The sequence below is a fragment of the Dactylosporangium sp. NPDC006015 genome (assembly GCF_040614215.1).
Classification (GTDB): domain Bacteria; phylum Actinomycetota; class Actinomycetes; order Mycobacteriales; family Micromonosporaceae; genus Dactylosporangium; species Dactylosporangium maewongense.
The window spans coordinates 71,694-96,205 of sequence record NZ_JBEXUD010000044.1; the positions used below are offsets into that span (position 1 = coordinate 71,694).

Consider the following 24,512-nt stretch of genomic DNA (forward strand, 5'->3'; position numbering starts at 1 on the left):
CTGAGCGCTGCGCGCACCACGACGCTGTTAGGTGGGTTCGGACTGGGCTGCGGTGCGGTGGCGGGCGAGGAAGGCGGCGATGGGCAGCGCGGCGACGACGCCGCTGAGGAGGATTGCGGCGAGGGCGCCGAGGATCGCCGGTGAGTTGTCGAAGGCGAGGCTGACCGCGGCGAGGGCCGGGCCGATGTTGCGGACCGCGGCGACGCCGCCCATGGTGGTGCGCCGGCGCGGGGGGCCGGTGGACAGCAGCGTGCCGAGGCCGAACGACGCTGCGGCGAACAGGAAGCCGGCCAGCAGGGTCCGGGTGCCGAGCAGGGCGACGACGTCGGCCCAGTTGCCCAGCAGCATGCCGGTGAGGACCATCAGGAACGTCGCGTCCGACACCTTGACCGAGGCAGGGTGCCAGGCGAGGGCGGTCGGCGGCGCGTACCGGCGCATCGTCAGGCCGACCGCGAACGGCACCAGCTGCAGGAGCGCGACGCTGCGCACCAGCGCGCCGACGTCCAGCGCGGCGCCGGTGCCGACGTGGGCGAACCCGAGCAGCGCGTTGGCGGTGAAGCTGAACGTGACGCTGCCGACGGCGGCGAGCAGGACCTGCATCGCGGCGGCGGCGGTGACGTCACCGGCCTGGATCATGCCAAGCTTGACGGCGAACGGTCCGCCGGGTGACGACGCGGTCAGCAGCAGGGCGACGAACGGGGCGGTCGCCAGGCCGAACAGCGCCGCCAGGCCCCAGCCGAGCAGCGGGACGGCGACGAGGTTGGCCAGCAGCACGAGCAGCAGCAGCGGCACGTCACTGAACGCCGCGCGCAGCGCGGGCAGGGTCGCGCCGAGGCCGGCGGCGAACATGGTCGCGGCGATGAAGACGACGGTGACGGCGTTGAGGAGCTGATGCAGGTCCACGGCCGCGCACTCAAGCCCGCCGCTCGCCGAGCCAGCGCAGCGCGGTGAGGCTGGGCAGGAACGCGTATTCGCCGCCGCGAGTGGTGACGAAGTTCGGCACGCCGCGCAGCTTGCGGCGCACGGGACGCCGCAGGATCGTGGAGTCCACCGTGCCCGGGCCGGCGGTGGCGGCGATCGGGTCGCGGGCGTCGCCGGCGCCGAAGAAGACGCCGTTGTTGAGCCACTCGGTCTGCACGAACTCGAACTGGCGCCCCAGGTGCGCGCCGACGAACGCGAACAGCAGACCCCGGTCCGCGCCGTCGTCGTCGAGGACGCCTTCGGGCAGGGGCGGGCCGTAGGCGGTACCGCGGCGGATCATGCGATGCAGCCGGACCTCTCCCGCTACGGCCGAGTCGCGCGGGTTGGCGCGGCGGATGCGGCTCCCGCCGCGGTCCTGACCGGCGAGCACCAAGGCGTCGGCACGGCACAGCGCCAGGGCGTCGCGCTTGGGCGCGAGTGCCAGCTGCGGGCCGCCGCGCCACCGGCCCATGAGCTCCTCGCCGTCCGTGTCCGCGCTCGCCCGCAGGAACCGGCGGAACGCGGCCACGTCCTGCCGGAGCTTGCGGAACGCGACGTAACTGCCGTTGCGGCCGAGGACGTCCGGGGTGGTGGTCTGCACGCCGCCGAGCTCGTCGGGGTACCCGAGCACGACCTCGCCGGCCTTGAGCGGCGTCTCGAAGGGGTTCGACCCGGGGATGCCGCTGCCCTCGACGGCGGGGTGGCTGATGCCGTCGCGGACGCCGAACGGCTCGGTCCCGGCCGGCGGCGCGTGGCAGTCCTGCCGCCAGATCGCGGTGACGCCGGGCAGCCGCTCGTACGCGGGACGGGCCCGGTCGATCGCGGCGTCCAGCATCGCCGTGTCCGGTGCGAGGGCGACGAGGACGACGTGCACGGCCGGTGACCCGAGCGGCGTCTCCCACACGTCCGGCGCGCTCGGCCCGGTGTCCCCGAGCACGGTCGCGCGGGCCGCCATGCCCTGGCGGAACTCCCACGCCATCGAGTCGAGGGATTTCTCCGGTACGCCCAGCGCCCGCAACCCGTGACAGGTCACGGCGGCGCTGACCCAGGTCTCGCCGAGCGGGCCGGCCGGGTCGGCGGCGGAGGTGACGACGGCCGCGACGCGGCGCATCAGCTTCCGGCCGGCGGCGCGGTCGTCGATGCGGAACGCGAGGTACGCCGCCGCGTACGACGACGGGCGCGGGCTGAGCACGCCGCGCTGGATGTCGTGCAGGTCCATGGTCGCGGTTCTCCCGTCACCCGGTGACGAGGTGGGCGGGGCCGAACACCAGGCCGAACACCGGCAGCGTGTCGGTGTCCTCCAGCACCCGCTCGTCCAGCGGCGTCACGTGCCCGGCCTGGCCGACGCGCTGGTACACCGCCGCCGGCCTGATCTCCATGCGTCCCTCCGGTCACGTCCCCCGGCTTCCCGAGCGCGACCACTGCCCCCCGACCGCCACCCACAAACCCGCGACACCACGCTTCGCCCCCCGCCCCACCACGTGTGCCTGGCTGGTCGGCGCGAAGGCGTCCTTTTGCCGGATGGCGTCGGAGCGTTCCGTCCGTACGCTTGGTGCATGCCGCGCCCTGAGCAGATCCCGCCGCCCGCTGAGGACGCTGTGACGTTTCGCCCCGGGTTCTGGCGCGCGTTCGGTTTCGGCCTGGCGATCTCAACGGCGCTATGGGCGGTGTTCCCGCTCATCATGCTGGCCGTGGCACCCCCTCCGCCGCCCGCCCGGAACTTGTTGATGTTGGGCGGCAACGCCGTTGTCTACAGTTGTACCTACGCCGCATGTTTCGCCTTCTTCCGGTGGCGGTGGTGCCGGGACTGGCTGCGCATCTCCAGCGCGGGCCTGGAGCTGGCCTCCCGCGGCTCGTCCCCGATGATCGTGCGCTGGCCGGCGGTCGAGTCGGTGCGCTTCACCCGCCGCTGGGGCACGCCGCTGCTGGAGGTGACACCGACCGGGCCGCACGGCGTCGCGGTCCTCACCGCCGGCGCGTCGATGCCCCCGATCCGGACCCGCGACGGACGCGACACGTTCGAGGTCGAGATCTGGCTCACCCGCCCCGGCCGCGCCGTGCTGCGCTCAGCCTTGGCAGATCACCTGCCGTCCGAGCATCCTGTACTGGCCGCGGCCGGCCCGACCCGGTAGGTCCGCTTGCCGACGCCGCGCTTCCCAGTCAGCGCCGTGCCCCCTACGCTGCCCGGATGATCTCCGCGATCCTCGCCGGCGTCGCGCGTCACCCTCGCTGGGTGCTCGGCGGCGCGGTAGCCCTTGCCGGCGTGCTCGTGGGCGCGCACCTGCTGTCGGCACCGGACAGCGACCTCAGGTACGCCATACCGACGTTGCCGCCCCTGCTCGGCCTCGCGGCACTCGTCCTGGCGGTCGTCGCGTTGACCCGGCGGCGACCGGCGGCGTTCACGGTCGATGCCGGCGCGGGCGTGTTCCGTGCCCCGTCACCGCCGAACCACGTCCTCCACGCCGCCGGCGCGGCCTTCATGAGCGCGACCATCATCATGATCGCGGTCAACTCCCGTACGCTGCAACGCGACCGGCCGGCCGAAGACCCGGCAGGGTGGTTCATGGGTGACGCGTTGCTCGTCCTGGCCTGCCTGGTCGTCGTGTTGAGCGTCCTGCAGATCGCCGCGGCGTGGCGGGGCGTCGGTGTCCAGCTGGGACCGGACGGCGTGAAGGACCGCGGCCCGCTCGGCACGCTCACCGTTCCGTGGGACGCCCTGACGACGGCCTCGCTGCCACCCACCACACCGACGGCGCTGTCGCTGCGGCTCACGTACGCCAGGCCCGACCTGGTCCGCGCCGCCGGCCTGCCGTTGACCCGGACCCGGATCCGCACCGACACCATCGACGCGCTGTTCCTGGCCCACGCCGTCCACCACTATCTCGTGCATCCCGAGCGTCGCCAGGGCATCGGCACGGCGGCCGGATACGCCGAGCTGATGACCGTGCTGTACGGGGCACCGCCGAATCTCAGCCGTTCCTGAGGTCCCGCACCAGCCGGCGGTACATCGGCCGCAGCTCGACGTCCGTCGCCGCGGACTCGTCAGGGTCCGCCGCCGGCGTCGCCGTTTTCTCGGTGAGCATCTCGATGCGCCGGCCGAGCGGGGGCGTGACCGCGAAGGGTGACGCGGTGCGTGCCACGTCGGCGTCGCACAGCTCGGGCATCGACGGCGCGTGCTTCGCCACGAGAGCGGCGGCGAGGGCGGGCCAGCCGGCGACGACCACCTCGGGCTCGTCGCGCCGGACCACACCGGAGCGGTCACCGGCCCGCGCGTCGCGGCGCAGGACCGTCACCATCGGCTCGACGAGCAGCCGCGTGGCGAGGACCGACCGGACCTGCGGCGTGCCCGCCACCGCCGCCGCACGGGCGTCGGCGGCCAGGACCGCCCGGAGCGCCTCGGGTTGCAGCAGCGTCAGGTAGCCGAGCCGTACCAGGCCGAACCCGCCGTGCAGGAGCGCCACGAACGGCCGTACCAGGTCGCCGGCGAGGTTCGTGTACGACTGCGAGTGCTGCTGGCCGATCCGCGTCGGGTTCGCCGCCATCATCTTGGTGACGTCCTCCTCGCGGCCGGCGTGCAGCAGCTTGTCCGCGCCGGGCTCGAAGATGGCGACCATCGTCGCGAGGGTGCGTTCGACGGTGCCGGTGAGCGCTGCGCGGCTCGGGTCGCCGCCGCCGAACCGGGCCAGTTCCAGGGCCACCAGCGCCGTGCGTTGCGCGGGGTCGAGCACCGCCCAGAGCGGTGCGCCGATGCGCAGGTACCGGCGCCGCAGGAGCCCGGCGTGGCCCGAGCCGGCGGCGAACCGGTCGTCCAGCACCACGAGGTGGGGCCGGGGCACGCCCAGCGCGGCGGCGACCCGGTCGACCAGCGCGTGCAGCGCGGGCATGTCGGCGCGGCGAGCTGTGACGACGTCGCGCGGCAGGGTCGCGGGGCGGGGCAGGGTCAGCACACCGAAGAGGACCAGCACGGCGCCGGGCAGCAGCGCGACGCTGGGGAACCGCACCGTGCACAGCCATGCACCGAACACCAGCGTCGCGAAGGCACCGGCCTGCACGACGGCGGCGACGGCCGCGGTGGCGGCCCGGCGCAGACGGCTCGGTGCCGGTAGGGCGCGGACCAGCCGGCGCACCCGCCGGTGCAGCCGCACATCGAGCCACCGCCAGCCGACGACATTGTCCGCGCTGTCCGTCATGCGTGAATTATGCGCCGCCGTCGTCAGAAGCGCCGCCCCGAGCGCCACGCTTGCCGAGAACGCCGCCGGCGGCGGGTTCGAGCAGACGGTTCGTCCGCTGCCCGACGCGGGACTGCCAAACGCGGAACTGTCGGCCATGATGAGGAATGGCCAGGCGCAAGTCGGGAAACGTCGTGGACCGGCATCCGACGATCGTGGTGCTGCCGCTCCTGCTCATGACGGCAATCGGGGTGAGCATTGATGCCCAGAGGCTGATCGCGGCGATGTCGGAGCGCGGTTGGTCGATGGTCACAGCGACGGTCGCGGGCGCGGCGCTCGGGGTCGTGAGCGTCGCCTTCCTCTTCTGGTGGGGCCGCAGGCTCCGGCGGTCCGACACAGATCCCCACCAGATGAAGTCCTCGGCAACGGTCCGGATCAGCCAGGGGGTCGGTGCCGTGTGGGTGATCGCCTGCTTCGTTGCTTTCCTCGTGACCCATCCCAACCCTCAGTTCCACACCGCCGAGGAATGGCGGCTCACGACCGCTGCGCAGACGGCAACCCTCGCGTACCTGCTGGCACTGGCCCTCGCGCTGACGATCGGGCTCTTCGTGACCTTCGTCGTCCTGCCGGTGCTCATCCGACGGGAGAACTCGCGCCGGCGCCGAGCCTCGGCGCGGCAGCAGGCAGCACAGCTGCCGCTCCCGTGACCGCGTCCCTGTCCGCGTGACAGGCCGACGGGGCCGGTTGCTGCTCAACGTGACGTCGAGACGTCGGCCGCCAGTATCGCCGGCGTCTCGATCGGCCGGGTGGTGTTCGCCTGGAGGCAGAGCGCGGCGAGGTGGTCGATCGCGGCGCCCGGTAGGTGGGCGGTCGGGGTGAGGTCGTCGGGCAGGTCGGGGCCGACGAACACGGACATGCCGCAGGCGCGCAGCATCGGCACGTCGCCGTGGCTGTCGCCGACCGCGGCGACGTCGGCAAGGGACCAGCCGCGGGACGCCGCGTACTGCTCGAGCAGCACCGGCTTGGACGACGGGAACACGTGCCGGAAGCCGCCTCCGGCGAGGATCTCGGTCGCGATGACCGTGGCGACGCCGAGCTGCTCGGCGAAGTGCGTGACGTGCGGGGCGAAGCCCAGCGACACGATCGCCACATCGATTCCGGCGGCGTGCAGGGCCGCGATCCCGGCCGCGGCGCCTGGGGCGAGCGGGATGTCGGCCAGCGGCGCGGTCAGCTGCTCGGGGGTCCAGCCGGACAGCAGCGCCCAGACGGCGTCGCGGATCTCGATGATGGCGTCGTCGCCGCGGGCCCGTTCCCAGATCGCCATCTGCTCGGCGAAGCCGTGCCTGGCCGCCGTCGCCTCCAGGCATGTCGGTCCCCGGGTCAGCGTCCCGTCGAGATCGAACGCCACCAACCGCACCACCACGCGACCAGTCTGTCGTACCGGCGCTGGAGAGCAACGCCGCGTCCGATCGCCGCCAGACGTGGGGCGCGCGGCGCGGAAGGCTGGTCCGCATGACGACGAACACGCTTGAAGGCAAGGTGGCCCTGGTGACCGGCGGAGGGCGCGGGATCGGCGCCGCCGTGGTGCGGCGCCTCGCGGCCCAGGGCGCCGACGTGGCGTTCACGTTCCAGCACGACGAAGGGCGGGCGAAGGAGACCGCCGATGCCGTGACCGCGACCGGGCGCCGGGCCGTCGCGATCCAGGCCGACAGCGCCGACCCCGCCGCGGTCGCCGGGGCCGTCGACCGTACCGCGGCGGAGCTCGGCCGCCTCGACATCCTGGTGAACAACGCCGGCGCCTTCCTCCTCGGCCCCATCGAGGAGCTGGGCCTGGAGGCGTTCGAGGAGACGGTCGCGGTCAACGTCCGCGCGCCGTTCGTGGCCAGCCAGGCCGCGGTGCGGCACATGGCGGCCGGCGGCAGGATCATCAACATTGGGAGCAACGTGGCGGAGCGGGCCGTGTTTCCCGGGTTCAGCCTGTACGCCATGAGCAAGACCGCGCTGGTCGGCCTGACGAAGTCGCTCGGGCGCGAGCTGGGCCCGCGCGCGATCACGGTCAACCTCGTCCATCCGGGTGCCACGGACACGGACCTGAACCCGGCCGACGGTCCGAACGCGGCCACCATCAACGGTTTCACCGCACTCGGGCACTACGCGGACCCGGCCGACGTCGCGGCGACGGTCGCGTTCCTGGCCGGCCCCGACAGCCGGTACATCACCGGCGCCACCGTCAACGTCGACGGCGGCTTCACCATCTGATCCATCTGATCCGTCGGAACCGGCTGATCCGTCGGAACCGAAGCGAGGGCGGTCAGGAGTCGAAGCCGAGGCCGAGCCTGTCCAGGGTGCGCAGCCACAGGTTGCGGCGGCCGTCATGCGCGTCGGCGCGGGCGATCGACCAGCGGGTCAGCTGGATCACCCCGGACCGGACCGGCTCCGGCGGGAACGGCACCGGCTTCGAGCGCACCATCCGCAGCCGGGTCAGCGGCGTCGGCTCGCCGGACAGCAGGTCCAGCATCACCTGCGCGCCGAAGCGGGTCGCGCCGACGCCGAGGCCGGTGAAGCCCGCCGCGTACGCGAGCCGGCCGCCGTGCCCGGTGCCGAAGAACGCGCAGAACCGCGAGCACGTGTCGACGACACCGCCCCACGCGTGCGTGAACCGCAGCCCCTCCAGTTGCGGGAACGTCTCGAAGAAGTGGGTGGCGAGCTTGTCCGATGTGGACGGTCGCTGGTCGTACGCGGGACGGATCGCGCCGCCGTTGTGGTAGACGGCGTCGTAGCCGCCCCACAGGATGCGGTCGTCGTCGGTGCGGCGGTAGTAGTGGAACTGGTTCGCGGCGTCGGCGATGCCCTGCCGCCGGGCCCAGCCGATCGACGCCAGCTGCCCGGCGGTGAGCGGCTCGGTCATGAGCGCGTAGTCGTACACGGGGACGATGAACGGCCGGACCCGCCGCAGCGGCGACCGGAACGCGCCCGTCCCCAGCGCGACCTTCGCCGCGGTGACCGAACCGTCCGGGGTGCGCAGCCGCAGCCCCGCGCCGGCGGGGGAAATGCCGGTGACCCGGGTGCCCTCGTGGAAGCGCACCCCGAGCGCGGCGCACGCGTCGGCGAGCCCCCACGCGAGGCGCGCCGGGTCGAGCAGCGCTGTGCCGTCGCGGTCCCAGACGGCGGCCTCGTAGGTCGCGCCGTGGACCTCCGCGCGGATCGCGTCCCGGTCCAGGAGCTCGACCCGCCGCCCCAGCCGCTCGGACAGCCGCTGCTGCTCGAGGAGCCCCGGCACCTGCCAGGGGGCGGTGGCGACCGACAGCTCACCGGTGCGTTCGAAGCCGCAGTCGATGCTGTACCGCTGGAGCGTCGCCTCGATGCCGTCGAGATTCTCCCGGCCCAGCGCCTCGAGGGTCTCGATCTCGTCGGGGAAGCGCTCGGCGCCGTTGGCGAGGCCGTGGGTGAGGCTGCCCGCGCAGAACCCGCCGTTACGCCCGCTGGCGGCCCACCCGATCCGGCGGCCCTCCAGCACGACGACGTCGAGCCCCGGGTCGCGCTCCTTCGCCAGCAGTGCCGTCCACAGCCCGCTGAACCCGCCGCCGACGACCGCCAGGTCCGCCTCTGCCGCCCCGCGCAGCGGCGGGTGCGGTGGCCGCTGTGGCCGCTGTGGGCGCTGTGGCTGGTCCAGCCAGAACGGCGTGCCGGCGGCGTCGCGCAGCGCGGGGTGTCTCATCGCCGAACTGTACCGGCGCTTCACCCGACGCCGGTGGTGTTCGTGCATGTGGGTCACCGGGCGCGTCGATACACTGGCGTCGTGGCCGCGGACGACCTGCTGTTCGTTGTGCTCGACGGTGCCGGCGGCTGTCTCGTGGCGCTCGACGAGCCGACCTTCACCGAGCCGGTGTCCCGCACCGGCCGCGACGGCATCATCCACCTCATCCCGGCCCGCGCCGGCGCCCGTCCCGGTCCGCCCCGCCGCACCTCGCTGCGGCTGGCGACGGGCACCGCCGCCGGCGCGTCCGCCGCCGCGACCGTGCTGCTCACGCCGCTGGCCGGCGCCGCACTGGGCGCGGCCGCGCTTGCCCTGGGCACGGCCGGCGGGCGGGTGAGCTGGGAGGACCGGCGGGTGGCCCTGCACCGGCCCGCGGACACCGCCGTGTTCGCCGAGGCGTTCAGCGCCGTGCAGGCGACCCTGCTGGTGTGGCCGCGCCTGCGTGACCTGGTCTCCGTGCCCGCCCCGAGCGAGCCGCTCGCCGGGTCGCTGTGGACCCTCGCCGGTCTCCTGCACGACCGCGCCGCCGCAGGCCGGCGACTCATCGACCTGACCCGTGCCGCGGCCGGCCTGCCCGCCGGGCCCGCGTCGGCGGCGCTGCACGCGTCGCTCGCCGACCGGCGCGCCCGCCTCGGCGAGACCCTGACCGGCCTCGACGCCGAGATCGGCCGCCGGGTGCGGGCCCTGGAGTCCCTCGCCGGGGAGTGCGTCGACCTGGTCCGCGACGAGCGGGCCGTCCGCGCCGCCGTCGACGCCGTCCGGCGGGCCGACGGCCTGCTCGACCGGCTGCACCCGGCCCGCGACCCGGGCGTCGAGTTCGCCGAGCTGACCAGCTCGATCATCGGCGCGTACCGGGACCTGACGCACCTTCCTTGACCTTGACACGGTGACAAGCCGTTCACTGTGTCGCAGGAGGTGGTCGAGATGACCATGCAAGCGGTCCAGGCACTGGAGCACGGGAGTTCGTCGGTACGGCTGAAGGCGGCCCTCGCCGTCGGCACCGCCCCCGACCCGTCGCTCGTCGACACCCTGGTCACCCGGTGCGCGGTCGAGCCCGACTTCTTCGTGCGGGACATGCTCACCTGGGCGCTCACCCGCCACCCGGCGGCGGCGACGGTCCCCAGGCTGATCGGCGAGCTGCGGTCGGAGCGGGCGCAGGCGCGCAGCCAGGCGCTGCACACGCTGTCGAAGATCGGCGACCGGCAGGCGTGGCCGGCGATCACCCGCGAGCTGCTCACCGACGCCGACGACACGGTGGCGCGCACCGCGTGGCGGACGGCGGTCGCGCTCGTCCCGGCCGGTGCCGAGGGTGAGCTGGCCGGCGTGCTGGCGACCCAGCTCGGGCGGGGCGACCGCGAGACGCAGCTGAGCCTCAGCCGGTCGCTGGTCGCGCTCGGTGAGATGATCGAGCCGGCCCTGCGCGCCGCGGCGTCGAGCCCGGTGCCGCTCGTACGGCAGCACGCCGCCGCCACGGAGCGGCTGCTGCACGACCCGGACGCCGGCTTCGCGCTCGCGGTCGAGGAGGCGAAGCGCGTCAGGGCCCTCGGCCCGGCCGCCACTGCCCAGGAGGAGTGACCCGCTTTGCTGATCGGTGACGTGGCCCGGCGGTCCGGCGTGAGCGCCCGCATGCTCAGGCACTACGAGTCGCTCGGCCTGGTGCGGCCGACCGGCCGGACCGTCGGCGGCTACCGCGAGTACTCCGACGACGACATCCGCCGGATCTTCCACATCGAGAGCCTGCGGACCCTGGGCCTGTCGCTGCGTGAGGTCGGCCGCGCCCTGGACGACCCCGGCTTCACCCCGTCGGACCTCGTCACCGACCTCATCCGGCAGACCACGGACCGCATCGCGGCCGAGACCGACCTGCTCACCCGGCTGCGCCGGATCGACGCCGCGGAGCCCGCCGCCTGGGACGACGTCCTGCAGATCGTCGCCCTCCTGCAGGCGCTGGGCTCCGACAGCGCCGGCCGCCGCCAGCGCGCCGCCCTGACCTCGGCCCCGGACGCCCCGACGGACGCGCTCGTCGAGGCCGCGCTGAGCGAGTCGGACCCGAACGTCGCCGGCGCCCTGCGCTGGGCCCTCGCCCAGTCGGGCGACGGCGGCCTCACCCTGCTCGCCGAGGGCCTCACCGCCCCGGACCCCGCCGTGCGGGACCGCGCCGTGCAGTCCATCGCCGAGATCCCGGACGCCGCGGCGACCACCCTGCTCCGGTCCGCCCTCACCGACCCCGACGTCACCGTCCGCCGGCACGCGGCCCTCGCGCTCGGCCCCCGCGGCGCCGCCGACGCGGTCCCGACCCTCATCGACATGGTCGTCGACGGCGCGAACGACGTCGACGCCGCCGACGCCCTGACCACCCTCGCGGCCGACGCCGACCTGGGCGAGCGGATCGCGACCGGCCTCACCGCCCGCATCACCCCCGGCGCGGACGCGGCACCGATCCGCCGGCGGCTGGCACAGGCCCTGGCGGACATCCCGGGCCCCACCGCCTCGGCCGCCCTGACGGACCTGGCCGGAGACGAGGACCGCGGCGTCGCCGTCACCGCGGCCTACGTCCTGCAGCTCCGCTCCCGATGACCGACGCCCCCGGGCCGCTGGACGGCGGTCAGGTCGGGCGGTCGAGGTCGGCGACGAGGCGGTAGAGCAGCGCCGCGGCGCGGGCGGGCGCTGTGTCGACGAACCCGCGGGCGCGCGCCACGACCGGATGATCCTCACCGGCGAGGGTCTCCGCCGTCGTCAGCAGCTCATGTACGAACAGCGCCGGCGCCGGCGGAGCGACACCGGACGTCAGTCGCGTCGCCAGGGTCAGGGCGTCGACGGCGTGCAGCGTGTCGTGCCAGTTCGGCGTGTGGCCGGCCGGGAACAGCGGCAGATGCTGCCACAGCTGGTCGGCGAGGTCCTCGAACCCGGTCCGCAGCGGACCGTCGTCGACCGCGGTGGCGGCGCGGACCGCCACGCGGAACAGGATCGGGACAGTGGCGGCGGCCCGCTGCGTCGTGCCGGGCAGGCCGGGACACGGGCAGCGATGCTCCGGCAGCACCGCCGGCGGCGACGCGGCGAGCGGCGGGCGGGCGACGCCGTGCCGGGCGGCCAGGCCGGCGAGGACCCGCAGCAGGTACGCGTACGGCAGCTGCTGGTTGCCGCGCCGGGTGCCGAGCTCCACGCTGGTGATCGCGGCGACCACGGCGCTGTTGTGCAGCGACTCGTCGCCGTCGGCGGTGCGCCACGGGACGCGCTCCAGCGGCCACCGGTGCTCGCCGAACGTGGCGACCCAGGCCCAGTACGCGCCGGTGAGGTCCGAGCGCAGCTGCAGCGCCCGGGCCAGGCGCTGCTGGTCCTCGGTGAGCAGGCCGAGGATCCTGGTGCGTTCCGTGAACAGCTCGTCGACGGCATGGAGCGCGAGGAGCGTGCTGTACAACTGCGGTGCCACGGCGGGACCGGGCCGCTGCGTGATCACCACGCCGTCCGGCAACGGATCGAGATCGACGGGCAGGGCGCCGGCGACGACCGTCCAGGCCCAGCCGCACTCGAACCAGGCGCCCCGGTAGACGGCGTTGTGGTCCGGCAGCGCGCCGATACTGATCTCCCGAAGGCCCGCCTGCACCTCGACGAGTCCCGCCGCGAACTCGTCGCGGACGGCCTGCTCGTCACGCGGGCCCGGCCGCACGAGGTGCCGCAGGTGCGTGTCGTCTGCCGACGCGCGGACCGAGTACGCGCGCAGCAGGCCCGTCATCGCCGCGGTCAGCCGGACCTCGGTGAGCCGCTCGACGTCGGCGGTCTGCCGCCGGTACACGCGGCAGAACCCGAGCATCGCGAGACACAGCCGCAGGTCGGCGCTGAGCCCGGCGACCGCTTCGACGGCTGGTGCCGGCGGCTCCAGCGACGGGCCACCGGGGAAGACCGGCGCGCCGGTGCCGTCGCTGTACCGGGTGAGGTACTCGCGCATCGCGACGACGAGCCGCTCGGGGATCTCGAACCGGTCCCCGAGCGCCCGCAACGCCCCGGCCGCGTCGTCGGCGGTCTCGCCGGGCACGTCCAGGCGCAGCCCGGGCAGGTTCGCGGCCGGCCCGAGGATGCACAGCAGCTGGTGCGCGTCCTCGAGCGCGTCACCGGCGGCCGGGTCGCCCCAGAGGAACCCGCCGTCGCGGAACGAGTACCGCGCCACGGCCTCCCAGACGCGCAGCAACTCCGCCCGCGGATCCAACCGCACCTCAGCCCCCTTCCACCGGCGGCAGGCCGGCGACGTCGCGCTCGCGGGCGGTCAGCGTCCGGCGGTGATGCCGGCCGGCGATCCGGGCGAGCGCCGCCGCGTCGAGGGTAGGCCGGATCCGGAGGGTGCCGCCGCTGGACGCCACGGCGAGACCGGCGTCGCTGAAGGCGATGGCCGTGACGTCCCCGCCGAACCTGAGGCGATGGACAGGACGGCCGTCGACGTCCCAGAGCCGCACGTCGCCGCCGAGTCCACCGGAGACGAGCCGGCCGTCGGCGGCGTACGCGAGCGCGGTGATCGTCTGGCGGTGCCGGCCGATGGGACGGCGGACACGGTCGGGCCGGTCCCACACGATGATGCCGCCGTCCGAGCCGCCGGCGGCGAGCCGTCCGTCCGGTCCGGCTGCCAGTGCCTTGACGGAGCCGTCGGCCGGCACCGGGGTCGCTCCGCCCGGCGTGACGGCGACGAGCCGGGATCCCGCGACGAAGACCCGTTCTTCGGAGGCGCAGGCCAGGCCCGAGAGGCGCCCGGCCGTTGCGTCGAGGCTCCACCGGCAGCGGCCGGTCAGGTCCCACACCTGCACGACGCCGTCGAGGTCGCCGGTCGCGAGCCACCTGCCGTCCGGGGCGAATGTGACCGCTGTGACCTGGCCGGCATGGGCGATGCGTCGCGGCGACGCGTCCGCGGTGTCGCTCAACAACAGGTCGCCGGTCTGCGACACGAGCGCCACCATGCCGGACGGAGACACGGTGAGGGCGCGTGCGGCACCCGGCTCGCCCGGCAACGGGACGATCGGCTGGTCCGCACCGCTCCAGAGGTGGCAGCCGCTGGGTCCGCCGATGACGAGGCGTCCGTCCGGTGTCCAGCCGAGGTGGTGGGCGGGCAGGTTGGTGACGACGTGCTCGGGCCCGTCGGCGAGGTCCCAGACGCTCGCGGTCGAGTGTTCGGTGCCGATTGCCAGCCGGCCGTCCGTGCTGCAACCGATCGAGGACGCGTCCTGACCGTGATCGTGGAAGCTGTGGGCCAGGGTTCCAGCTGCGTCCCAGACGACGGTGGCGGCTCGCGTGCCGCAGACGAGTGAGCCGTTCGGGGCGATGGCCAGCGCGGTGACGTCGGGGCAGTATGCGCGCCACGCGACGGTCGCCGAGGGCAGGTCCCACACGGTGATCGAGTTGTTGCGACCACCGGCGGCGATCCGACCGCCGGGACCCGCCGCGACCGCCAGCACCCGGTTGTCGGGGACGTCGCCGGCGAGCCTGTTCGCGATGCGGCCGGCGGCGTCCCACACCAGGACGCTGCCGTCGCCGCGGCCGGCGGCGAGGCCACCGCCGGGCACGGCGCACATGGCGTAGACGGGGACATGGCCGTCGGACAGGACGCCGACCTCGCGCATGGTCGCGGCGAAGCGGCGGATCCGGCCCTGCTCGTCGGCGGTGGCGAGCAGGGCGTCGTCGGTCCAGCAGACAGCGGTGACCCGGCCGTCGCCGGTGTCCGCTGTGCCCAGGGGGTTGCCGGCGGTGTCCCAGACGTGCACGACGCCTCGGGCGACGGTGGCCAGGCGACCGTCGGGGGCGAACGCGACGGGGCCGTCGCCGTCCGCGCGGAACACCAGACTGCCGTCGAGAGCCCAGACGTCGGTGACGTCCGCGGCCGTGGCGAGGCGGCCGTCGAGGGCGAAGGCCACGTGGACGGGGCGCCGCTCGTACTGGATGGACCGCAGCAGGCCGCTGGCCAGGGCCGACGAGACGGCGTGGGTGGCGAGGGGGGTCGGGGCAAGCTCGCGGTAGGCGGCCCAGGCGAGCGCGAACGCCAGCTCCGGGTCCGCGTCGAGGGTGTCGAGCGCCTGGCGGGCGACGGTGTTGGCGCGGCGTTCGAGGGCACCGGCCTGGTTGCGCTCCGACGCGTCGAGGAACTCCGTGACCTCCGAGGCGACGGTACGGCCGGACCGGGCCCAGGTGAGGGCGTCGGCGAGGCGGGCGCCGCCGATGAGGTAGTCAGGCATCCGGCCGGCGCGGATCCACGCACGGGCGAGCGGCGCCAGCTCGGTGAGGCGTCGCAGGCTCTCCTCGTGCAGGAGGATGTGCTCGGCGAGTGGGCGCCACTGGCGCAGCAGGGCCTCGTGCGCGATGTCGAAGACGGGGCTGCCGCTGGCCTCGTCGCTGGTGAGCAGGCGGGCGTCGACAAACGCGGCGACGACGGCGCGCTGCCGGTGGTCGAGGATCGCGGCGGGGACGCGCTGGCGGGTCGCGCCGCCCGGGCCGAGCGTGACGAACAACAGCAGGGTGTCCAGGCACAGCGGCAGGCTGCCGTCGCCGAGGTCGCGGACGGCATCGTCGGCGCGCCGGCCGATGGCGCCGGCGACGCCGCCCGAGGCGTGGTACTCCCGCCGGGTGATCCGGCGGTCGGTGGCGGCGCCGCGGTAGAGGTCGTTGAGCAGGTAGCTCAGCAGCGGCAGGGCGTCGCCACCGCCGGTGTCGCGGACGATCTCGTCGACCAGGCCGTCGTCGAACGTCACCGCGGCGAGGCGGGCCGGCTCATCCACGACGAGCCGCAGCTCATGCGGGCCCATGACGTTGACCATGAGCGGGTCGCGGAACAGGTCCCGGCCCGGCCCCTGCTGAAACTCGCCGATGGTGTCGGAGCGGACGGTGGCGACGACCCGTAGCCGCGGCTCGTGCTCCAGCAGCGCCTGGACGACCGCGAGCAGCCCGTGCCGGTCCTCCTCGACGCCCTGCGTGACGGTCTCCTCGAGCTGGTCGACGACGATCAGGACCCGGTGGGTGCCGTCGCGGCGGGCGGTGAGGGCGGCGAGCGGCGCGTCGAGGCGGGGCGGCGGGCTACCGGCGCGGGCGGCGGCGAGGGCGGTCGCGGCGGCGGCGGTCAGGTCGGTGCCGAGCACAGCGCCGAGTTCCCCAAGTGCGTCGGTGCCCGGCGTCAGCGGCGGCAGCACGCGGTACGCGTCGCCGAGGGCCGGCAGCAGACCGGCGAGGACGAGCGACGACTTGCCGGACCCGGACGGGCCGAGGACCGGCACGAACCGGCGGGTGGCCGAGCGGGCGTCCCGGATCCGGGCCAGGAGCTGTTCCGTCTCGCTGGTCCGGCCGAAGTAGACGCCGGCCCAGCGCGACGTGTACGCGGACAGGCCGGGCCACGGGTTGCCGTCCGTCCATGTCGGACGCCGGATGCCGGCCCGGCGGACGTCCCACGCCGCCTTCGCGCCGACGGCGACGACCAGCCCGGCGCCGATGGCGGGGGAGTACGTCGCGACCGGCTGCAGGACGGCCGGCCAGCCCGACGGGTCACCGGTGATCAGATTCGTGATCATGCCCATGCCGGTGCCGAGCAGGAACGTCCCGTACCCCGTGGCGCCCCACCGGCCCATGCCGCAGATGGTAGCGATCGGCGTCCAGAACGTCAGCCCACCGCCACGGGCTCAGGACGCGGTGTCGGCTCGGCGGGCTTGGTCAGGCGGCCGGTGACGAACAGGGCGGTGGAGACCAGCAGGGAGCCGACGGCGAGGATGCCCATCGCGGTCGCCGGTGGGGTGTGCTGGGCGATGAGGCCGCCGAGGGTGGCGCCGACCGCCTGCATGGCGAGCAGCCCGGAGCCGAACAGGCCGAGGGCCTGGCCGTGCAGCGACTCGGGGGTGGTGGCGAGGAGGCGGTCCTGCAGCAGGAGGGTCGCGCCGTACCCGACGGAGGCGACGCCGGCGATCGCCACCGCGACCGGCAGCGGCGGGTCGAGGAAGAACAGCAGGTACGGGGCGGCCAGGAGCCAGCGCAGCGGGCCGCTGAGGCGGTAGCGCAGCCGCGGCGGCACGAACCGGCCCGCGATCGCGTCGCCGGCGAGCATGCCGATCGCGGCGGCGACGAAGAGGATGCTGGCCGCGGCGGGGGAGTACGGTACGAACAGCGCCTCGCAGCCGACGATGAGGCCGTTGGGCACCCACATGGCGATGTAGGTCGCGGGCCGCCACACCTTGCGGTTGCCGTGCCAGGTCGCCCGCACCGACGGCCGGTCCGTCGCCCGCGGCGGCCGCGCGGTCAGGCCGAACCGGGCGATGAGCGCCGACACCGCCTGCAGGGCCGCGCCGGCGACGAGCGCGCCGCGCGGGGACACGGCCGCGACGAGGGCGCCGCCGGCGGCGAAGCCGAGGATCTGCATCGCGCCGATCGACATGTTCAGCAGCGAACGGCCCAGGATGTAGCCGTCGGCCGGGAGGATCTCGGCGAGCAGCCCGTACCGGACGCCACCGCCGACCGACGCGGCGAGGCCCTGCGCGAGCACGACCGCGAACACGGCGGCGATCGGCAGGCCCGGCACGGCCAGGACGGCGGTCGTGACCGCGGCGAACACGGCGAGGCCGGTGAGCGCGGCCCGCGGCGGCACCCGGTCCGCCCACGACAGCAGCGTCGCCGCGCCGATCAGCTGCGCGAACGACGCGCCGAACATGCTCAGCGCCGACAGCAGCGGCGAGTCGGTGGCCGCGAAGACGAGGGTGCCGAGCCCGATGCCCGCCACGGTCCCCGCCGCGACCTGCCCGGACAGGGTCGCGAACAGGGCGGGGAACTCGGGCGTGCGGAACAGCTGCCGGTACGTGCGCATGATCGGCATCGTGCTGCGCCGGCGTCGCCGCACGGTACAGTTTCGGGTGGAGGCGAAACGTGGGGTTCTGGCAGATCGGCACGGACGTGCTCGCCGGCAGCCGGTTCGTCGTGTCGCCGCTCGCCGAGACGGTCGCGTGCCTGTCCGCGCTCGGCGGCCAGCACGTGGTGTCGGCGCCGCAGCGGGAGTGGCTCGCCGCGCACCGGCCGGCGTTCGACGCCCACTACGCCGGCGACCCGTTCGTGCGGCCGTTCCTGCGCGCCGCGATCCGCCCCGGCTGGATCGCCGACTTCCTGGTCACGCCGCCGCAGACGCCCGGCGAGACGTTCCAGACCGAGCTCGCCCGGCTGCGCGCCACCCCTCCCGCGCTCGCCCGGGAGCACCTCGGCCTCGGCGACGCCGTGCCGGACGTGCTGCGCGCCGGCGACATCGCCGACCACGCCGCCGACCTCGTCGAGTTCGTGTGGTCGCAGCTGGTACTGCCGGGCTGGCCCCGCCTGCGCCGCGTCTTCGAGGCGGACATCGTGTCCCGCACCGACCGGCTCAGCACCGGCGGATGGGCCGCCGTCCTGGACGGAATGCGGCCCGGCATGCGCTGGCTCGGCGACGGGCGCCTGCAGATCAACACGTACGACTACGCGCCGCTGGACGTCACCGACGCCGCGCTGCTGTTCATCCCCACGACCGCCGCCCGCGGCTGGGTCGGCTGGGACGAGGCGGCCACCTCGTACTCCGTCATCTACCCGTGCACCGGCTGGCTCGCCGACACCGGCGCGACACCCACCGACGCGCTCGCCCGCCTCCTCGGCCCGCTGCGCGCCACCGTACTGACGCTGCTGGCCGCACCGCTGAGCACCACCCAGCTGGTCGCCCTGACCGGCACCGCCCTCGGCTCCGTCGGCGGCCACCTCCGGATCCTCCTCGACGCCGGCCTCGTCACCCGGCGCCGCTCGGGCCGCTCCGTCCTCTACTACCGCACCCCCGCCGGCGACGCCCTCCTCGACGCCGCGAAAACCCCGGGCGGACGCTCGCACCCGTCTGGATGATGGTGCCGTGACATGGACCGAGGAGACGCGGATCGGCCTCGAGGTGGCGCTGAACGAGGCAGACGTGCTGGGACTGCGGGTCTCGCCCGTGGACGACGCGGCGGAGCTGCTGCTGCACGTGTGCGCGCAGTCGGAGCAGACCGCGCCCGATCCGGACCCGCGCCGGGTGCTCCGCCTGCTGGGCGCGACCCGGATCCGGGTGCTGCTGCGCGAGGACCCGCACGGCGGGTACGGCCCGATGATTCCCCTGACCGGCCTGGACGACGTGGAGGCGTTCTACGCCGCGCTCGGCGGCTGGTACTCGATGTACGGCTGGGAGTTCCTCGACCGCCCGGCACGGACCGCCGGCTGGCCCGCCGAGCCGAGCCTCACCGTCGACCTGCGCCCGGGCCCGCCGCCGCACACGCTGTTCTGGTTCACCGAAGGCTGGAAGGCCGGCGAGGGCACCGGCTACTGCATCGAGGGCACCGTCGAGTTCGCCGGCCTCGAGGTGACCCGCGCCGACGGCACGCCCGTGCCCGTCGAGGAGTTCACCGCCGACGCGCGCCACTACTGGGACGTGCTGTTCGGCCGGCGCGGCGCGCCCCCGCAGGCGCAGGTGGCCCCGGCCGCCGCCCCCTCCTGGCGCCAGCCCGTCCCCTTCGACGACGAGGACTGAGCGCCTGGGGTGTTTCGCCGCTCGAAAACCTGGCCGCGGATGCATTCGCCCGGCAGGTGGCGGGTAGAGGTCCACTCCGAACCCGTACCGCCGAGGAGGATGCGATGGGCAGCTTCATGGACCGGGCCAAGGATCTCGTCGGCAAGCACGACGACAAGGTCGACGAGGGCATCGAGAAGGCCGGCGACCAGGCCGACCGGCGTACCGAGGGCAAGTACACCGAGCAGATCGACAAGGGCGTGGACGCCGCGAAGCAGCGCACCGGTCAGGGCGACACCCGGCCGTGAGCCGGGCGCCCTGATCGCGGGGCGGGCGCGGGAGTCACCGCGGCCGCCCGGCGCACGCCGTTGGACGAGCCGGGTTGCCCGGTCGGGATCCGGGTCCGGTGAGGTGCGTGGCACCGGTGCCGGCAGACACCGGTGCCACGCGCGCGTCATGCCGTCCGGGGTCCTGGCTCCGGGTGGCCCGCCGGAGGGGGACGGCGGTGACGGATCTCAGTGAACGCCACTGGACTTGTGAGCCGTTTGCGGCAGGCTGTCGGCGATCCGTCACGGCGCGAAGGTCCGGCCACCACACCGCCCCGGACGCCGGTGGTGGTGCGTCAGAAGTCGAACACCTCGAACACCTCATCCGCCGGGACTCCGGCCCGCTCGGCCAGCGCCGCGACGGCGTCGCCGACCTGCTCGCGCCGGAGTGTGTCCAGGGCGAGCAGCGACGCGTGGATGGTGTTGAAGCGGCCCACCATGGTGAGCAGGATCTGCCGCGGGTCTGCGTTGTTCGCCGCGATCGCCCGTGCCGCATCGGCGTATGCCTTGCATGCGACGGTGGCGGCGCGCGGGTGGTCGTCGGCCCAGTCGCGGAACGGGTTGTCGAGGTTCGCCGCGAGCCACGTGTCGGACTTGGCCCCGCGCAGCGCCGGCCGCACGCCGCCGCGACGGTGCCGCCGCCGGAGCCCGGCCGCTGCCGAGGCGCGCAGCCCGTCGACGGTGAGCACCCGCAGTCCGGGTAGGTCCGGCAGCGTGTCGGCGTCCAACCCGTACGCGCCGGAGAGCTCGACGACGGTGAGCCCGTCGAGCCCGGCCAGACCGGCGGCCCCATGGAGCTCTCCTGGCGGTCGTTGCCACCGTACGCGCAGCGACCGCAGCCCGGGCAGCGCTTCGCGAAGCCCCGCCACCGACACCGTGCCCGCACCTCGGAGGTCCGCCACCGGCACCTGGTCGAGACCGCTCGGCAGCACCGTGCCGGCGCCGGCACCGTCGACCGCGAGCCAGAACCGGCCCGGCGCGACGATCCTGCCGGGCAGGCCCGCGCCGTCGAGCGTGAGGCGCTGCAGCGCGGCCGGAAGCCGCACCAGCGAGTCCGCCCGGCCGGACACCCGCACATCGGCCAGCGCGGTGCCGCTCAGCTCCACTGTGGACGGCGCGGCCGTCCACACGAGCGTGTCGATGCACGGCCTGGCGGCCAGCCTGCTGTCGGCGCCGGACCAGGTCAGCTCGGTGCACCTGGGGAAGCCGTCCAGTGCGGCGGCCGGGGGTCAGCCGGTCGGGTCCAGGGCGGCGGGGGCGGTCATGTTGTGTTCGCGGATGAGGGCGATGGCGCGGTGCTCGTCGCGGGTGGCGATGGCGTCGACGAGGGCGGCGTGCAAGTCGTAGCGGCTCTGGATGTATTCGGGGAGGGGCTGGTCGCCCAGGGGCTGCACGGCGAGGGTGTGCGACTCGATGATCTCGAGCAGGCTGAGGTAGAACGAGCGGAGCATGGCGTTGGGGGTCACGTCGGCGATGCGGGCGTGCAGGGCCCAGTTGGCGTGGATGAAGGCGATGCCGTCCAGGTCGGCGGCGGCGGCGCGCATGCGGTCCAGCTCGCGGCGCATGGCGGTGACGTCGGTGGGGCCGGCGTGGCGCAGGGCGTCCTCGACGAGGAGGGGGTCGAGGGCGTCGCGGAGGCGGACGGCGTCGGCGACGGAGGCGGCGTCCTCGTCGAGGGCGAGGACCGAGTTGCCGAGGCGGACGAGCGGTGACTGCCGGTTGGCGAAGAGGCCGCCGGTGCGGCCCGGGCGGACGTCGATGACGCCGCGGGCCTGGACGAGGCGCAGCGCCTCGTTGAAGGTGCCGACGGAGACGCCGCAGTAGACGCGGAGCTCCTCCTTCGTGCCCAGGCGGGCGCCGGGCTCGGCGGCGGCGGCGAGGGCGGCGAGCCGCTCGGCGGCCTGCTCGGGCCGGCGCGGGGCCGCGGCACGCTCCCAGTCGGCGCGGCGCAAGGCGGGTGGATCGGCAACCATCAGCGCCTCCAGCGTCGGTCGGACCCGTCCCGAAAAAACTACCATGCTGATTTAGCCCGGAATACTTGACGGGCGACCGCACCCGAACCAAGCTGGCTAAACCAGCATGGTGGTTTGAAGGGAGCGGTCATGCGGGATCAGGACTTCCGGGACCTCATGGCCGGCGTGTGCGCGCCGGTCACCGTCGTGACCACCGCCGACGGCGACGGCCCGCACGGCGCGACGGTCAGCTCGTTCGCGTCGTTGTCGCTGCGCCCGCCGCTGGTGACCGTCGCGCTGGACCGCCGCTCCGCGCTGCTGGCACGGATCCTCGGCAGCCGCCGCTTCGGGGTGAACGTGCTCCGCGACACCGACGACGACCTGGCGCTGCTCTTCGCCCGCCGCGACGCGGACCGCTTCGGCCAGGCCGACTGGCGCCCCTCGCACGGGCTGCCGCGCCTGGAGACCGCGGCCGGCTGGGCGGTCTGCGAGCTGTCGCAGGTCGTGGAGGGCGGCGACCATCTCCTGCTCGTCGGGCTCGTCACCCACGCCGAGTCGAGTGGCCTGTCGCCGCTGATCTACGGGTACCGCACCTTCGGCACCCACTCGCGCTTCGCGGCCCGGCCGAGACCCCCGATCGCCGACAGCATCGCCGCCTGCGCCCGCTAGCCCGGCGCACACCAGACAAAGCACACCGAACAAAGAGCGGCCCGGCACACGCTGTACAAGAGCCGCCAACGCCAACAGAAGCAACCAACACCCCACAAGGAGCTTCGATGACCGCCGTGCACACCGAACCCGTCAGCGCCGCCGAACTCGTCGCCCGCGCGAAGGAGCTGCGACCCCTGCTGGAGCGCAACGCCGCCGCCGGCGAGCGGGACCGGAGGGTGGTTGAGGAGAGCATCCAGGCGCTCACCGACGCCGGCCTGTTCAGGATCGCCGTGCCGAAGCGGTACGGCGGCTACGAGACCTCCCTGCGCACGATGCTCGACGTGTCCGCCGCGGTCGCCGAGGCCGACGGCGGGACCGCCTGGGTGCTCACCCTGACCAACGTGTGCAACTGGATGGTCGGCCTGCTGCCGCAGCGGGCGCAGGACGAGATCTTCGGCGCCGACCCTGACGCGAAGGTCTCCGGTGTACTGGCACCGACCGCCACCACCACGAAGGTGGACGGCGGCTGGCGGGTCACCGGCAAGTGGTTCTACAACTCCGGCTCCTGGCACGCCACCTGGGCCGGTCTCGGCATCCCGATCACCGACGAGTCCGGCGAGGTCGTCGACCAGGGCCTCGCGATGATCCCGCGCACCGACCTGGGCCTGGAGGACACCTGGTTCGTCGCCGGGATGAAGTCCTCGGGCAGCAACTGCCTCGTCGCCGAGGACGTGTTCGTGCCGGAGCACCGGGTGCTGCTGGTCCCGCCCGCCATCAACGGCGAGTACCCCAGCGAGCACCTGGACACCGAGGCGTTCTACCGCTCCGCGCTGGTGCCCGTCCTCGCGCTGGTCCTCGTCGGCCCGCAGCTCGGCATGGGCCGGGCGGCGCTGGACTACGTGGTCGGCAAGGCGCCCAAGAAGCCGATCTCGTACACCTTCTACACCGCGCAGACCGAGTCGGTCGGCTTCCAGCTGCAGATCGCCGAGGCGGCGCGGCTGATCGACACCGCGCACCTGCACGCGTACCGCGCCGCCGCCGACGTCGACGAGGCCGCCGCGCGCGGCGCGTACCCGGACTTCACGACCCGCGCCCGGGTGCGCTCCGACACCGGCTACGTCGCCGAGTGCATCACCAAGGCGATCGACATCCTGCTGTTCGCGCACGGCGCCGGGTCGTTCGCCGACGTCAACCCGCTGCAGCGGATCTGGCGCGACTCGGCCACCGCGGCCCGGCACGCCGTCGTGTCCCCGCAGGTCAGCTACGAGCTGTACGGCAAGGCCCTGCTCGGGGTCGAGGAAACCATCACCCCGCTCATCTGAACAACCTGGAGCTTCCGACATGCGCATCGCCAATCTCAAGGGCCGCCTCGTGCTGGTCACCGCCGACGGCACCGGCGCCGTCGACGTGGAACGGGCCAGCGGCGGCCGATTCGGCCCCGACCCGCAGGCCGTCTACGAGCAGTGGGCCGACTTCACCGCCTGGGCCACCGAACCGTTGCCGGCCGGTGAACCGTTCGCCGTCGAGGACCTCGGCGCGCCCGCCCCGCGGCCCCGGCAGGTCCTCGCCATCGGCCTCAACTACTCCAAGCACGCCGCCGAGTCCGGGTTCGCCGTCCCCGACGCGCCCACGGTCATGTTCACCAAGTGGCCGTCGTGCCTGACCGGGCCGGTCACCACCGTCGAGCTGCCCGCCGGCGGCAGCACCGACTGGGAGGTGGAGCTGGTCGTCGTCATCGGCGCCACCGCCCGCAACGTGCCGCAGGAGCGGGCGTGGGAGCACGTCGCCGGCCTGACGGTCGGCCAGGACCTGTCGGAGCGGGTGCGGCAGACGGCCGGGCCGTCCCCGCAGTTCAGCCTCGGCAAGTCGCTGCCGGGCTTCGGGCCGACGGGGCCGTGGCTGGTCACGCCGGACGAGCTCGACGACCGCGACGACCTCGAGCTCGGCTGCTCCGTCAACGGTGAGGAGGTGCAGAAGGGCCGTACCCGCGAGCTGATCTTCTCGGTGCCGGCGATGGTGTCGAAGCTGTCGGCGGCGCTGCCGCTGCTGCCCGGCGACGTGCTCTTCACCGGTACCCCGGCCGGCGTCGGCATGGGCCGCACCCCGCCCCGTTTCCTCGCGCCCGGCGACGAGCTCGTCAGTTATGTCACCGGGATAGGCGAGCTCCGCCAGCGTTTCGTCGCCGCCACGAACTGAGAG

At 74.4% G+C, this 24,512-nt stretch carries 24 protein-coding genes; 13 read left to right on the forward strand and 11 right to left on the reverse strand.

All coding sequences use genetic code 11. The features are described 5' to 3' along the window. Nucleotides 1–27: 27 nt before the first annotated feature. Genes ABZ321_RS46090 through ABZ321_RS46100 form a run of 3 tightly spaced genes read right to left on the reverse strand, consistent with a single transcriptional unit; the run spans nucleotide 28 to nucleotide 2,339 of the window. On the reverse strand, nucleotides 28–903 hold the full coding sequence (locus tag ABZ321_RS46090) for a hypothetical protein (protein ID WP_344507069.1): 876 nt from the start codon (nucleotides 901–903) through the stop codon (nucleotides 28–30). A gap of 10 nt (nucleotides 904–913) precedes the next feature. Further along, the gene (locus ABZ321_RS46095) at nucleotides 914–2,179 is read right to left on the reverse strand and encodes a hypothetical protein (protein WP_354902517.1); all 1,266 of its coding nucleotides are present in this window, start codon (nucleotides 2,177–2,179) and stop codon (nucleotides 914–916) included. Between the two features lie 16 nt (nucleotides 2,180–2,195). Next, complete coding sequence (locus ABZ321_RS46100; RefSeq protein ID WP_354902520.1) at nucleotides 2,196–2,339, reverse strand: hypothetical protein; 144 nt, start codon at nucleotides 2,337–2,339, stop codon at nucleotides 2,196–2,198. A gap of 177 nt (nucleotides 2,340–2,516) precedes the next feature. On the opposite strand from ABZ321_RS46100, the gene ABZ321_RS46105 reads away from it, so the two are divergent. After that, the gene (locus ABZ321_RS46105; RefSeq protein ID WP_344507063.1) at nucleotides 2,517–3,092 is read left to right on the forward strand and encodes a hypothetical protein; all 576 of its coding nucleotides are present in this window, start codon (nucleotides 2,517–2,519) and stop codon (nucleotides 3,090–3,092) included. 56 nt (nucleotides 3,093–3,148) lie between these two features. Then, complete coding sequence (locus ABZ321_RS46110) at nucleotides 3,149–3,943, forward strand: hypothetical protein (protein WP_344507061.1); 795 nt, start codon at nucleotides 3,149–3,151, stop codon at nucleotides 3,941–3,943. Here the strand turns inward: ABZ321_RS46110 and ABZ321_RS46115 are convergent. Beyond that, nucleotides 3,930–5,150 (reverse strand): M48 family metallopeptidase, encoded by a 1,221-nt coding sequence (locus ABZ321_RS46115; RefSeq protein ID WP_354902522.1) that lies wholly within the window; start codon nucleotides 5,148–5,150, stop codon nucleotides 3,930–3,932. The two genes, ABZ321_RS46110 and ABZ321_RS46115, sit on opposite strands and share 14 nt — an antisense overlap. A gap of 146 nt (nucleotides 5,151–5,296) precedes the next feature. Between ABZ321_RS46115 and ABZ321_RS46120 the strand changes: the two genes are divergently transcribed. Next, on the forward strand, nucleotides 5,297–5,836 hold the full coding sequence (locus tag ABZ321_RS46120; RefSeq protein WP_354902524.1) for a hypothetical protein: 540 nt from the start codon (nucleotides 5,297–5,299) through the stop codon (nucleotides 5,834–5,836). A 44-nt stretch (nucleotides 5,837–5,880) separates the two neighbouring features. On the opposite strand, the gene ABZ321_RS46125 is transcribed toward ABZ321_RS46120, so the two are convergent. Beyond that, nucleotides 5,881–6,552 (reverse strand): HAD-IB family phosphatase, encoded by a 672-nt coding sequence (locus ABZ321_RS46125; RefSeq protein ID WP_354902527.1) that lies wholly within the window; start codon nucleotides 6,550–6,552, stop codon nucleotides 5,881–5,883. 89 nt (nucleotides 6,553–6,641) lie between these two features. On the opposite strand from ABZ321_RS46125, the gene ABZ321_RS46130 reads away from it, so the two are divergent. Continuing rightward, nucleotides 6,642–7,388 (forward strand): SDR family oxidoreductase, encoded by a 747-nt coding sequence (locus ABZ321_RS46130; RefSeq protein WP_344507053.1) that lies wholly within the window; start codon nucleotides 6,642–6,644, stop codon nucleotides 7,386–7,388. A 52-nt stretch (nucleotides 7,389–7,440) separates the two neighbouring features. Here ABZ321_RS46130 and ABZ321_RS46135 read toward each other — a convergent pair whose 3' ends face one another. Further along, entirely contained in the window at nucleotides 7,441–8,847 is a 1,407-nt protein-coding gene (locus ABZ321_RS46135) for an FAD-dependent oxidoreductase (RefSeq protein WP_354902531.1), read from the reverse strand. A gap of 81 nt (nucleotides 8,848–8,928) precedes the next feature. Between ABZ321_RS46135 and ABZ321_RS46140 the strand changes: the two genes are divergently transcribed. From ABZ321_RS46140 to ABZ321_RS46150, 3 genes are read left to right on the forward strand one after another with little or no spacing between them, the layout of a single operon-like run. Next, a complete protein-coding gene (locus tag ABZ321_RS46140; protein WP_354902533.1) occupies nucleotides 8,929–9,762 on the forward strand; it encodes a hypothetical protein in 834 nt (277 codons plus the stop codon). A 48-nt stretch (nucleotides 9,763–9,810) separates the two neighbouring features. Beyond that, entirely contained in the window at nucleotides 9,811–10,461 is a 651-nt protein-coding gene (locus tag ABZ321_RS46145; RefSeq protein ID WP_344507047.1) for a HEAT repeat domain-containing protein, read from the forward strand. A gap of 6 nt (nucleotides 10,462–10,467) precedes the next feature. Further along, a complete protein-coding gene (locus tag ABZ321_RS46150; protein WP_354902535.1) occupies nucleotides 10,468–11,463 on the forward strand; it encodes a HEAT repeat domain-containing protein in 996 nt (331 codons plus the stop codon). Nucleotides 11,464–11,491: 28 nt separating this feature from the next. Here the strand turns inward: ABZ321_RS46150 and ABZ321_RS46155 are convergent, their stop codons facing one another. From ABZ321_RS46155 to ABZ321_RS46165, 3 genes are read right to left on the reverse strand one after another with little or no spacing between them, the layout of a single operon-like run. Next, a complete protein-coding gene (locus ABZ321_RS46155; protein ID WP_354902538.1) occupies nucleotides 11,492–13,096 on the reverse strand; it encodes an SCO2524 family protein in 1,605 nt (534 codons plus the stop codon). 1 nt (nucleotide 13,097) lies between these two features. After that, the gene (locus ABZ321_RS46160; RefSeq protein WP_354902541.1) at nucleotides 13,098–16,478 is read right to left on the reverse strand and encodes an AAA family ATPase; all 3,381 of its coding nucleotides are present in this window, start codon (nucleotides 16,476–16,478) and stop codon (nucleotides 13,098–13,100) included. Nucleotides 16,479–16,510: 32 nt separating this feature from the next. Continuing rightward, entirely contained in the window at nucleotides 16,511–17,701 is a 1,191-nt protein-coding gene (locus ABZ321_RS46165; RefSeq protein WP_354902543.1) for an MFS transporter, read from the reverse strand. 59 nt (nucleotides 17,702–17,760) lie between these two features. Here ABZ321_RS46165 and ABZ321_RS46170 point away from each other — a divergent pair, with 59 nt between their 5' ends. The 3 genes from ABZ321_RS46170 to ABZ321_RS46180 all read left to right on the forward strand — a co-directional run bounded on the left by ABZ321_RS46170 (nucleotide 17,761) and on the right by ABZ321_RS46180 (nucleotide 19,692). Further along, nucleotides 17,761–18,747 (forward strand): transcriptional regulator, encoded by a 987-nt coding sequence (locus ABZ321_RS46170; RefSeq protein WP_354902546.1) that lies wholly within the window; start codon nucleotides 17,761–17,763, stop codon nucleotides 18,745–18,747. A gap of 7 nt (nucleotides 18,748–18,754) precedes the next feature. Beyond that, nucleotides 18,755–19,405 carry a hypothetical protein gene (locus ABZ321_RS46175; protein ID WP_354902549.1) on the forward strand — a complete coding sequence of 217 codons (651 nt, stop codon included), beginning with the start codon at nucleotides 18,755–18,757 and terminating at the stop codon, nucleotides 19,403–19,405. Nucleotides 19,406–19,509: 104 nt separating this feature from the next. Then, nucleotides 19,510–19,692 (forward strand): antitoxin, encoded by a 183-nt coding sequence (locus tag ABZ321_RS46180; RefSeq protein WP_354902552.1) that lies wholly within the window; start codon nucleotides 19,510–19,512, stop codon nucleotides 19,690–19,692. Nucleotides 19,693–20,006: 314 nt separating this feature from the next. Here ABZ321_RS46180 and ABZ321_RS46185 read toward each other — a convergent pair whose 3' ends face one another. Together ABZ321_RS46185 and ABZ321_RS46190 are read right to left on the reverse strand one after the other, a co-directional pair. After that, nucleotides 20,007–20,840 carry a hypothetical protein gene (locus ABZ321_RS46185; RefSeq protein ID WP_354902555.1) on the reverse strand — a complete coding sequence of 278 codons (834 nt, stop codon included), beginning with the start codon at nucleotides 20,838–20,840 and terminating at the stop codon, nucleotides 20,007–20,009. A 99-nt stretch (nucleotides 20,841–20,939) separates the two neighbouring features. Then, entirely contained in the window at nucleotides 20,940–21,683 is a 744-nt protein-coding gene (locus ABZ321_RS46190) for an FCD domain-containing protein (RefSeq protein ID WP_354902558.1), read from the reverse strand. A gap of 129 nt (nucleotides 21,684–21,812) precedes the next feature. Between ABZ321_RS46190 and ABZ321_RS46195 the strand changes: the two genes are divergently transcribed. The 3 genes from ABZ321_RS46195 (at nucleotide 21,813) to ABZ321_RS46205 (ending at nucleotide 24,509) form a co-directional block, all read left to right on the forward strand. Continuing rightward, the gene (locus ABZ321_RS46195; RefSeq protein ID WP_344507029.1) at nucleotides 21,813–22,331 is read left to right on the forward strand and encodes a flavin reductase family protein; all 519 of its coding nucleotides are present in this window, start codon (nucleotides 21,813–21,815) and stop codon (nucleotides 22,329–22,331) included. Nucleotides 22,332–22,438: 107 nt separating this feature from the next. Beyond that, nucleotides 22,439–23,635, forward strand: coding sequence for an acyl-CoA dehydrogenase family protein (locus tag ABZ321_RS46200; RefSeq protein ID WP_354902561.1), 1,197 nt, complete (start codon nucleotides 22,439–22,441; stop codon nucleotides 23,633–23,635). 19 nt (nucleotides 23,636–23,654) lie between these two features. Continuing rightward, a complete protein-coding gene (locus ABZ321_RS46205) occupies nucleotides 23,655–24,509 on the forward strand; it encodes a fumarylacetoacetate hydrolase family protein (RefSeq protein ID WP_354902564.1) in 855 nt (284 codons plus the stop codon). The last annotated feature ends 3 nt before the right edge of the window (nucleotides 24,510–24,512 follow it).